Raw genomic sequence first — 10260 nt, forward strand, 5'->3', positions numbered from 1 at the left:
ACTGATCCCGGAGGTGCATTAACGTCTGCCGTTAATGCGCTGATTATCCCTGAGAACATCAATCGCAGTCTGCATGGCGATTTTGTCATCCCGCCTTTTTTGTTTGTCCTGCATGACCTGAAGGTATTCCAGCAAGGTGCGGGTATTAATCGGTCGGCCCTGTTTACCCACAGCCAGCACGGCTTCGCCAAGAATAATTTTCACAGGCGGTAGTTGTGCCGGATACCAGTCAAGGGTGTCTTCTGATTTCATCTTAAATTTCTCACGGAAGGGTAGTGTATCATAAATAAGACGTTCAATTTTCAATATCTGATATCCTGATTCAGACACAACTTAACATAACTTATGCCAGTTATTTTTATATTAAAGCGTATAATAATTACTGTATTCCTCAGAGAATTATTTATGTCTTATACAAATGGGCTCAGGTATTTTAAAGAAAGACCGGTTCATGTTGCCTGCCCGGTATGTGCACACAGAGCCGATCAGAAAGCAGGTAAACTAAGAAAAGATGCGGTTCTTGAGTGCCCTGCCTGCGGACTGTTGTTCAGACCTTCAGAATGCTGGTGTATCGGCGGCTGATCAGCTTCTGCCACTTAACGTCAGTGATGTCGGAAAATGACAACATTCCTCCTGTACTGCTGTTGTCGAGGGTATGATAATGAAATCTAAAAAATCTGTTTTTATTGAAGGGCATATCATGTCGAATAGCTGTCACGGACAGCCTGGCCAACCTTTCTGTATTCACCGGGTCAGGTTTAGTAATGGTAAATATGCGATTATTCGGGTGGCATCCGGGATATGTTTCAAACCAGGCGAAATTATTCAACGAAACGATTGTGAGTGGTTTTATAAACTTACCAAAATTCGGCTTCTTTCTTTTGAGTACCTTGATGATGATGAATCAAGAAGACAATTCCTTGAGTATCAATGATAAAACCATGGATTTATAACAGAATAAATTTTCTGGCTTACAATTCACCCTTGGCTCTTTAAATTATTCACCAGTCATTGGGAAATATTTTTTCCTGAATTTAGATGAATTTAAATTATCTAAAACAAAATGTATCGCTAAAGACGAATTGCCTCATTGTTTTCCTTTTGCGTTATAACCTTCATTAGCATTAAGGAAATTTATGGCACAGACTTTTACTCATAATTTACTTCATCCTCGCCACTGGCTTACCTGGTCTGGTTTGGGTCTGCTGTGGCTTCTCGTTCAACTTCCTTACCCGATTTTACATATTCTGGGCTCTGGCCTTGGAAAAATTTCCAGACCCTTTCTGAAACGCCGGGAACGGATTGCGATTAGAAATATCGAACTGTGCTTTCCCGAGATGACACCGTTTGCCCGGAGCCAGATGGTCAATAAAAACTTTGTTTCTCTCGGGCTGGGACTGATGGAAACAGGAATGGCCTGGTTCTGGAGCGATGCGAGAGTCAAAAAATGGTTTGATGTCGAAGGGCTTGAAAACCTGACCGGTGCGACAAGAGGAGTAATGGTCGTCGGGATTCATTTTATGTCCCTTGAGTTGTGTGGAAGAGTAATGGGGTTATGCCATCCTATGATGGCAACGTATCGCCCACACAATGATCCATTAATGGAATGGGTACAGACAAAAGGGCGTATGCGTTCAAATAAGGCTATGATTAATCGACGTAATTTATCAGGTTTTGTTCATGCGCTAAAAGCAGGTGAAGCCGTTTGGTTTGCACCAGACCAGGATTATGGGTCTAAAGGAAGCGTTTTTGCACCTTTTTTCTCGGTAAAAAAAGCAGCCACGACGAACGGAACGTATGCTCTGTCAAAACTCGCTGGTGCACACTTGATCACACTTAGCATGATTCGACGTAGCGATAAAAAAGGTTATCACATGTATATCAGCAATCCGTTGTCAGGCTATCCAGGGGAAGACAAGATCGCCGCAGCGGCTTATATGAACAAGATCATCGAGCGTGAAATTCTCCGTGCTCCTGAGCAATACCTGTGGATGCATCGCAGGTTCAAAACGCGTCCTGAAGGCGAAGTCTCTTTATACAAATGAACAACTCTTCTTGTCATGAGCCAGAATCTATCTTTCTTGCCACTGCGTATTTGTAAAAAATGGGACAGGGGATTATTCGATCGGCTTCATGTTAACGATGGCGTAACTGACAACCAAGGTTAATCAATTGAACCTGCTCGGATTTGAAGGTCCGCTTCTCGCTTATAGCTGCCATTCAAAGCGATAATAATTTTTGTATATTTTCTCTTCCACATGATGTCAGTTATCGGGAATGGTTTGACTATCCAGCAGGCATAGCATCCTTTACAGCTCGACAAACCGAACGCTCCGATAGGGTATGCAGGCACACGGATGGCGTGTAAAGCAGAGTGAAAAAGATGATCGATTAAACCGATCGATTTTATAAAATTGATCTGCAAAATGAATTATCCGGCACGCTAGTGCCTGTGCTAAATTCCCAACAATTCATTTAACGTATTGTTTATTAATTTATTTCCTGTCTTCTGGTGGGCGCCCTTCTTTTGTCCTGCGGGCACGGCATGGGAATGCGACAGCAGGTGATGGAATGAAAAGATGTGCCAGATGTAACAAGAAAAGAAGCATTCTGGACCGGATATTCGGGCTTGATAAAGAATTTTGCGATGGCTGTCTGATGGTGGTTAACCAGGAAATCAGAGAAAAACGAGTGGTGTCCACACCAGCACGAAAATCACCGGGACGCTCTTCCTGACAATGTTTCTTACCCGGAAGGTTATTGCCTCTGATGGGGTAACAACTCTGAAGCTTCCCTCTGTTTACATTCCCTTTGATCAATGAAAACCAACATCGATATCAGCGTCATCATTCCTGCCTTCAATGCAGTTGACAGCATCGGGGCTCTGGTCCATACACTGCTTGGCGAAACAACGCTCAGTACTGAAATCATTGTTGTGGATGACGGTTCAACCGACGAAACATGGACGCTACTCAGCGCCATTACAGATGAACGGCTTATTCTCATTCGTCAGGAAAATCAGGGCGTGTATGCTGCCCGTAATGCTGCACTGGCGATTCACCGTGGTGAATGGGGGGTGTTCCTGGATGCGGATGACCGGGTTGCGGCAGATTTTCTGCAGGAGCGGCTGCACACAGCCCGCGAAGCACAGGCCGATGTCGTCCTTTTCAATGCCCGGCATACAGACAGCGCCGGACATCTGCGGCATACCGTTCACCGCAGACAGCCTTACGGTCAGACGCTGACGGGTCAGCAGTGGATACGCCATTGCGTCAGTCAGAGGGAATGGCCGCATTATCTGTGGCTGCAGATAATCCGTTCAGCGTATATTCGCGAGCATGACCTGCGATTCCAGGAAGGCAAAAGCCACAAGGACATTCTCTGGACGATACAGCTTGCCGCCGCAGATGGCCGATTTTATTTCTCTGACAGACAGGATTACCTGTGGGTTAATAACCCGGCGTCAATTACCCACCGCCCGGATTATTACGATATCCGCGCGTTCAGCTATTGCGACGTGATTGCAGATATTCTGGCACTCAGTACACAGACGCAGTACCGATCTGTCAGACGAGCGCTGGTCAGGCATGCGCTGGTGGAAAGCCGTCATTTTCTGGGCCTGTACCGGCGCAGGGTGAATGACCGGCAGGCGGTCCGGGCGCGTTTTCGTGTGCGGATAGCCTTTCGCCATCTGGTACCAGGCGTGAGCAACCTGAGCGATGTCTTTTTCCTCCTGAAGCTGGTTCGCAATATTTATCTGCCTGGTGTCCGCAATACTCCCGCAGCCGTTTCGCAGTTGCGGCGTTAATCCATGGATATCTCAACGCTTCTGGCACGGTCGTGGCAAACTGCGACAAAGGGTGATGGCTCAGTTCGCTCTGCCAGGGATATCGTCGAACGCTGGTATGACAAAGGCGGTGACCTCACCCGACGGACCCGGCGATTTATGCTGCGGGAATGCCTGTGGATAGCCGTACATTACCGGGATACCGAAGCGGTACTCACGCGACAGTTCCGGCTGCTGACCGTGTTACTGTATCTGGGCGGTTGTTTTCCGAAAGGGAATGCCGGTGGTATGCTCCCAGAGAAATGTTTCATTTTACTGAACGCCCCGGAATTAAGCTCTCTCCTGGCAGACGATACGGCCCCTGATGTTCTGGTGGCGTCCTGCCGCACCCTCTTCTACTGCAGACAGATATCTCCGATAAGGTGTTACCGCCATACCAGCTGTCTGAGCGAACATCTGTTTGAACTAATGGAGATCTGATAAAAGCGCCAGTCTTTGTACTGGCACCTGAGGGGCTGATCGCTGACGGTGTCGTCGTCAACGATGAGGGCTAACGTCATTATTTCCCTCCGCTGAATCTGCCACCTGTGATGTCAGTAACGGTTTTATATCCCTTGCGGGTCATCAGCCCGGTAGCCTTCCGGGCTCGGAGAATATCAAGGCTGCCGATAAAAGGAGACTGCTCTTTCACGCTGAAGCCGTGACGGTCAGTACGCACCAGGTCGTACTTTTCCACGATAAAATTCACAGCGTCATACAGTGAGATTCCCGCATCAATGTGTTTCTGGATCACACTGTCGTTGCCAAACGGTGTGTCGTTGAGGGTAAGGCCGTAGTGTTGCTCCAGCAGATACTCCAGTAATTTTTGCCAGATTTCGACTGACGACAGACGTGACGACGCCGCCCTTTGAAGGAACAGGGAATGTATTTGCATGGTTTGCGCTCTTTGTTGGCTAGTTTGACTAAGGAAAAGCGTCCGGGGTTTATTCGGTTGTTACAGACGCCGGATAAATTACGATGTACAAATAACCGCAGGAGCCGAGTGTATCGGCCTCACATATCAGCCCTTTTACGTGGAGCGTGATGCAGCGCTGAATGCGGGGCGTGAGTTCGCTGCTGGCCAGCATAAGCTCCATCTGCTTCATCAGTACCGGAAATACCTGGTCCAGATGGCGTAAATCTGCGTCATTAAATGTCCCGGCAATGCTGGCGCGGTCAGCAAGGTAATGCAGGTGGTTACCCTCCTGTACCAGCCGTGCACCAAAACACGGCGTGATGTTGCGTCTGAGGCCCCACCAGGGTTCCGTGATGTTATGGTTGATTACACGGGTTGCTTTCTTCATGTAAGTACTCCTTAACGGTAAGTCAGTTCAGGACGACGCTGCGCAGGATCACATACGGACCATTGCGGTCCTGTCGGCGTTCAGCAAACACGGCCAGCACACCCCAGATATCCTGCACTTCCCTGCCGTGGTAATGGCAGATACTGCCGGACCACTTATATTTCCCGGTACAGAAACGAAACAGCCGGGACTCAGAATGCTGGCGGTATAACGCCATTGCCTGACGTTTGCTGATGATTTTCATCGTAATTCTCTCCCTAAAGCCAGCCACGCTCGGCAAACGAGACGATGTTCATGCCTCCCACGACCAGGTGGTCCAGCAGGCAGATATCCACGAGTTTAAGTGCCTGTTTCAGATGGTCAGTGAGCAGTCGGTCGGCATGGCCGGGTTCCGCATAACCTGAAGGATGATTGTGTGAAAGTACGATGGCAGCCGCATTGTGTTTCAGTGCTGCCTTTATCACTTCACGGGGATGTACCTGCGTATGGTTGATGGTGCCGGTGAAGAGCGTTTCATGAGCAATAAGACGATGCTGGTTATCAAGGAAGAGCGCCATGAAGACTTCACGCTCCAGCGTGGTGAGTTGCAGACGGAGCCAGTCACGGACCGCCTGGCAGGAGGTGAATGCCTCGCCGGGTTCGCGTAACTGGCGTTCCAGCAGGGTCAGTGCGCGTCTGATGGTGCGCTGTGCGGTGGGAGATATTTCCCCGCTGTCGGGGAGACACGTGGTGGTATTCATTTGCTTTTCCTGTCGGTTGACGCGTCGGGCGCAGATGTGTTGTACAGTTTCACGGCAACGACGAACCCGTCGTGCAGGGATTCAAACCATGACCAGATATGGAAGAGAGGGGTACCTGTCGGGAAATGCAGGAAGGGTTCGTCGGTCACAAGGTCACCGTCCTCATCCCCGACCGTTGTTTTCCCCAGCGCATCCCACAGGTCATTAAGGTGAGACAGTTCATAGGGCATGGCGGAACGCTCAGTCGATAATGCGCATGATGGCGCTGCATTCCGGGTGATGCAGCGCATAGTCACGCAGGCGCCAGTAATGCTCCGTCATGGCATCGCATTCTGTGCGGCATGCATGATGACTGTAAGCGATAAGACAGACCGCAATCCCTGCAGCTTCGGCGCTCATGTCTGCGGCGTTGCCATTCATGGTGTTGAACAGCGACCAGAAGGCATCGTTGTCCGTTTCCGGAGCCATGAAGGCCCCGCCGTTGCTGAGAGTATAAAAATTCCAGATACCGCCGCTGTAGTCAGCGCAGAACCGGTCTATCCACGCAAAGACCTGCGGTTCAAGGGTTATCCACTGCGGGATGTTGCCAAAGTGCTGCGGCCAGAATTCCACACGCTGTTCGTCCGGTACGGACGTGGCTGCCAGAGCAGGTGCAGAAACGTTATCGCCAGCCTGCAGAGGTCGCTGATGGTTATCGTTAATATTAATAATGTCGGTCATGTTAATTTTCCTTATGCATGGAGATGTTGAATGGAAGTGTCGGGCCGGGGATTGATTTCGGTGGCGGGGCGCGGGTGATTACCTGTCCAACAGGTTCAGCATGTTCTCCGCCATCACCCAGAGCGCACGGTTTAACTTAACGTCTCCATCAATCCCGTTTACTGCGCGGGTGTGGGTACGTTTACCCTGCGCGGTACGGCCACTTAGCCCGCCTTTCAGCAGGTTTTCCTGAATGCGCTGGTAAGTGGTCCACAGGTCATCGCTCTCGTCCTGCCAGCGGCGGGGTGCAAGAATTTGCGCTTCGGTTACTGGCTGGTACTCTTCCCCAAAACGGTATGTCAGCGCCGCTGTAGCCAGTGCATGTTGTGCGGGTGACGGGAGTTGCAGGGACTGCATGGCGTCACGTTTCTCTTCCACCCGGTCAAAGACGCTGAGAACCTCATAGGCCCCCTCAATCACCTTCCCGACAACGTCGCCCCTGTGTGGCACGCGGATCTCGCCAAACGACTGTCCGCAAACGAGCGAATTGGTGCAGACGCTTCGGAATATTCCCGGCAGTAACTGAAAACTTGATGCGCCATCGTGCGAATTCAGAATGATGATTTCCGGTACCTGCTGACCGTTTATCTGACCGGCACGACGCAGGCGCAGCATATGCTTTGTATGTTCCCGTCGGCTCTGGTCGCGCACTCGTGACTGACAGGCAAAGAATGGCTGGAACCCTTCACGTTTAAGGTTATCCAGCAGGCTAATGGTGGGTATGTAGGTGTACTTTTCGCTTCTGGAGTCGTGCTTGTCTTCCCCGAAGACGCTGGGGACATGCTGCATCAGTTCTTCGTGGGTTAAGGGACGGTCACGGCGAATCTGGTTCACCCGACCAAAACGGCTGGCTAATCGCATAGTTGATTCCTCATCTGATTAATCTGAAGGCATAAAAGCAAAAGCCCCTGCTCCGTGAGGAGGCAGGGGCAGATATGTTGTTCACTGTGGGAGGGATATGGCGGGCAGGACTACAGCGTATCCAGAATCTTCAGTATCTGCGCCATCAGGGCGGTGATAAGTGCAGTGACCAGCAACGTGACCGCTTCCCGGGCTGTATCAATACTGCTGTCATCGTAGCCTGCCTGACGCAGGCGAATTTCAATAAACTGCCGGGCCTGATGCCCGCCGCACCAGGTCAGTGCCTGGCTCAGGGCCGTCACCAGCATTTTCAGAAAGGTCATAGGGTTTGCTCCGGACTGCCTGGCGGCAGCCCTCTGGTGGAGTGAAGATTTATTTGAGGAAGCTGATACAGGAAAGTGGCTCAGTGGTAGGTGTAACGCCATCCCCCCTTGTCAGTGGTGACGACGACTTCTGAAGCAACGCAGTTATTATAAAAATTTACTTTGACGGACTCCCCGTAGCGCAAGGAGGCGGGCAGAATAGTTTCCTTATTGCTGGAATATAGGTACTTCTGGTTATCAATACGACAGTTACCCCGGTTCACATCTATCTTTTCAACTTTGATACTATCATCCAGCGAGGTGACCACGACCGTGACATAGCGTGTTCCGGCAGGATGAACCTGATTACTGGTCTCCACTTTGATGGTCGGCGCTGGCTCTGCCAGCGTATGAGCTGAGAGTGCAAGCAGTGCGGGTACCAGCATATGTTTAAATTTCATAATCTGTTCCTTTTTAAAATAACGTAATCAACAGGCGTCAAACTCAGATGCAGGCTAGAGTGCATCTTTACCCACGCAGCCGTGGGTCCCGAATACCGGCAATACCTTTGCTGCCCCAGCCAGCGTGAATGTGGCATCCTTAACACCGTCTCCGGTTACTGAGACCTGTTTGCCATTACGTAGCTGAGCCCAGGCCAGCGCCAGGTTATTACCGCCCACTCGACTGCCAGATTCGCTGATGTCGATGGGGGCTCCACCGTCGATACTGACCTGAAGGCTTTTATCTTCATCCATACTGACCTGATGCCCGCTGGCGTCAGTGAATATGACCGTGGCCGGTTGCGAGCCGTAATCCTCACAGGTCAGAGACAGTTGCGATTGACTTTCCCCATTGATAACAAACTCTGATATTCCCTGGCCCCAGCCCCGGGTCCAGGTGGTTTGATTACCGAAGGCCATTGCCACTGCCGGTACCAGCGCACAGGTCAGTAGTAAAGGGTGAATCATTTTTCTGTTCATTTTTGTGCACCTCTGGTTTTCGTAAAACGCTACCCGGAATGGGTATCTGCATGATTTTTAGTAGAAGACAGACAGTCATAAGCATCCCGTTGGGATTTTATAGCTGCAAAAAAGAAGGGGATAACGATGAAATTCGATCGAACCGATCGACAAAATTGATCGTGGTTCAGTAAATATATTTACCGTAAACCTCGCCCGAGTTTATCGATGGTCCGGTTTCACTTCAGAAGGGTGATATATATCTGAGATTTTATTGAACACAGGCTGAGGAAATGCATCACTGAGGCGGTATGGCGCAGACACCGTCCTCTGTGACAGGAGGAACACTAAAAAAGCGGTTATAGAAGAGATTACAGGCTCTGTGGTCGCTGGTGTCAATGTGAAAATATTTTGCCATGTACTGGCTGAGTATATGCTGAAATTCGTCGTAGATTTGTTGAGACCCCCGCTTGTGCTTCACCCTGATTTCATCGACTAAACGATAACATTGCTCCAGCAGGTGGTCGCCGTCGCCGTTCAGCAACGCATGAAACGCGGCAACGGCAAATAATTCATTCGCAGGCCCGGCATTAAGCCAGACGCTGACTTCGGTACAAACCAGCGTTTCCCATAGTGACATCAAATTCAGGCGTAAGGCTTCCTCTTTTAACAGACGGGTTAGTGGAGGGAATGCGTAAATATCAGTGTCAAATAGCCTGCGTGACAGACTTAAATCAGCAAAGGCAAGATGCTTAACTCCGTACAATGCTTCCTGTACAGCATCTGAACCGTATTTATCCGTTAACGCTTTCAGTAAGGTCGATTTAACCGGTTGAGGTGTTTCCATTGCTTTTATGCCACTCAGCACTCCTGACTGACAGCAGGGGATAAAATCCTTCATCATCCGGTTTATAGCAGCAGGTGCGATGATAATGTTTCTGGCGATATTTGCACCGCCCTTAGAGTTAGGGTAAATGTGGCATAGCTCAAGATCCAGCCAGGGGATTAACCTTTTTGTCGTATCAGCAACTCTGTGCCCGTTCAGCGTATTATACGTTTTCTGGTGGCCAGCTTTGTGCTGATATAACCGAATGAGGTCTGCAATATCCGTCGGACCGGTGATACTCCCCAGTCCAAGGGAATTATTTTTTAGCATGGCTTCCACATTGAGCCAGTAAGAGTGCTTAACCAGTCTTATAATAGCATCGTCATCGATTAACCTCCGGGCTTTATCCCGATGTTCCTTACAACAATAAAACTGATTGCGGGTTTCAGATATACTGATACCACAGGCGGGATACTGGCATATTAATGCTGCTCTTTCCGTTCGTCTGGCTGAATTTAACTGTCTGCCCTGATAATGTGTCGGGCATAGCCGTAATATCCGTTCAGCGGGTGAATGGCCGATCTGTGCCATGCAGTTATTTCTTTTACATACGGCCATAATGAAACTCTTATTTAATATAATAATACTGTCTCTTATACACATCTGACGCTGCCGACGACGGA

At 49.7% G+C, this 10260-nt stretch carries 15 protein-coding genes; 3 read left to right on the forward strand and 12 right to left on the reverse strand.

Translation table 11 applies throughout. The features are described 5' to 3' along the window. Nucleotides 1–18: 18 nt before the first annotated feature. Nucleotides 19–252, reverse strand: coding sequence for a hypothetical protein (locus HBA26_RS10855; RefSeq protein WP_004132711.1), 234 nt, complete (start codon nucleotides 250–252; stop codon nucleotides 19–21). 409 nt (nucleotides 253–661) lie between these two features. Between HBA26_RS10855 and HBA26_RS22800 the strand changes: the two genes are divergently transcribed. From HBA26_RS22800 to HBA26_RS10870, 3 genes are all read left to right on the forward strand, one after another. Further along, nucleotides 662–934 (forward strand): hypothetical protein, encoded by a 273-nt coding sequence (locus tag HBA26_RS22800; protein ID WP_016247220.1) that lies wholly within the window; start codon nucleotides 662–664, stop codon nucleotides 932–934. Between the two features lie 202 nt (nucleotides 935–1136). Then, nucleotides 1137–2045: a kdo(2)-lipid IV(A) palmitoleoyltransferase gene (lpxP, locus tag HBA26_RS10865; RefSeq protein WP_024274585.1), complete on the forward strand. Its 909-nt coding sequence runs from the start codon at nucleotides 1137–1139 to the stop codon at nucleotides 2043–2045. Between the two features lie 773 nt (nucleotides 2046–2818). After that, on the forward strand, nucleotides 2819–3808 hold the full coding sequence (locus HBA26_RS10870) for a glycosyltransferase (RefSeq protein ID WP_010434201.1): 990 nt from the start codon (nucleotides 2819–2821) through the stop codon (nucleotides 3806–3808). Nucleotides 3809–4346: 538 nt separating this feature from the next. On the opposite strand, the gene HBA26_RS10875 is transcribed toward HBA26_RS10870, so the two are convergent. The 11 genes from HBA26_RS10875 to HBA26_RS10925 form a co-directional block, all read right to left on the reverse strand. After that, a complete protein-coding gene (locus tag HBA26_RS10875; RefSeq protein WP_010434197.1) occupies nucleotides 4347–4721 on the reverse strand; it encodes a TA system toxin CbtA family protein in 375 nt (124 codons plus the stop codon). Between the two features lie 49 nt (nucleotides 4722–4770). Further along, nucleotides 4771–5130, reverse strand: a complete 360-nt coding sequence (locus HBA26_RS10880) for a type IV toxin-antitoxin system YeeU family antitoxin (protein WP_024274583.1) — start codon at nucleotides 5128–5130, stop codon at nucleotides 4771–4773. A 22-nt stretch (nucleotides 5131–5152) separates the two neighbouring features. Then, nucleotides 5153–5374: a DUF987 domain-containing protein gene (locus HBA26_RS10885; protein ID WP_024274582.1), complete on the reverse strand. Its 222-nt coding sequence runs from the start codon at nucleotides 5372–5374 to the stop codon at nucleotides 5153–5155. Between the two features lie 13 nt (nucleotides 5375–5387). Continuing rightward, nucleotides 5388–5870: a DNA repair protein RadC gene (gene radC, locus HBA26_RS10890; RefSeq protein ID WP_024274581.1), complete on the reverse strand. Its 483-nt coding sequence runs from the start codon at nucleotides 5868–5870 to the stop codon at nucleotides 5388–5390. Continuing rightward, nucleotides 5867–6100, reverse strand: coding sequence for a hypothetical protein (locus tag HBA26_RS10895; RefSeq protein WP_010434188.1), 234 nt, complete (start codon nucleotides 6098–6100; stop codon nucleotides 5867–5869). The genes radC and HBA26_RS10895 overlap by 4 nt, the downstream gene beginning before the upstream one ends. A 10-nt stretch (nucleotides 6101–6110) precedes the next feature. Continuing rightward, nucleotides 6111–6590, reverse strand: a complete 480-nt coding sequence (locus HBA26_RS10900; RefSeq protein ID WP_010434186.1) for an antirestriction protein — start codon at nucleotides 6588–6590, stop codon at nucleotides 6111–6113. A 78-nt stretch (nucleotides 6591–6668) separates the two neighbouring features. Then, complete coding sequence (locus HBA26_RS10905; protein ID WP_010434183.1) at nucleotides 6669–7490, reverse strand: DUF932 domain-containing protein; 822 nt, start codon at nucleotides 7488–7490, stop codon at nucleotides 6669–6671. Nucleotides 7491–7600: 110 nt separating this feature from the next. Beyond that, nucleotides 7601–7813 (reverse strand): hypothetical protein, encoded by a 213-nt coding sequence (locus HBA26_RS10910; protein WP_010434180.1) that lies wholly within the window; start codon nucleotides 7811–7813, stop codon nucleotides 7601–7603. Between the two features lie 80 nt (nucleotides 7814–7893). After that, complete coding sequence (locus HBA26_RS10915) at nucleotides 7894–8253, reverse strand: hypothetical protein (RefSeq protein ID WP_010434179.1); 360 nt, start codon at nucleotides 8251–8253, stop codon at nucleotides 7894–7896. Nucleotides 8254–8307: 54 nt separating this feature from the next. After that, nucleotides 8308–8772: a hypothetical protein gene (locus HBA26_RS10920; protein WP_024274580.1), complete on the reverse strand. Its 465-nt coding sequence runs from the start codon at nucleotides 8770–8772 to the stop codon at nucleotides 8308–8310. Nucleotides 8773–9049: 277 nt separating this feature from the next. Then, nucleotides 9050–10260: hypothetical protein (locus HBA26_RS10925; protein WP_243854837.1), on the reverse strand; the 1211-nt coding region annotated here is incomplete at its 5' end.

This window comes from Enterobacter sp. 725m/11, assembly GCF_011683705.1.
Classification (GTDB): Bacteria; Pseudomonadota; Gammaproteobacteria; order Enterobacterales; family Enterobacteriaceae; genus Enterobacter; species Enterobacter bugandensis.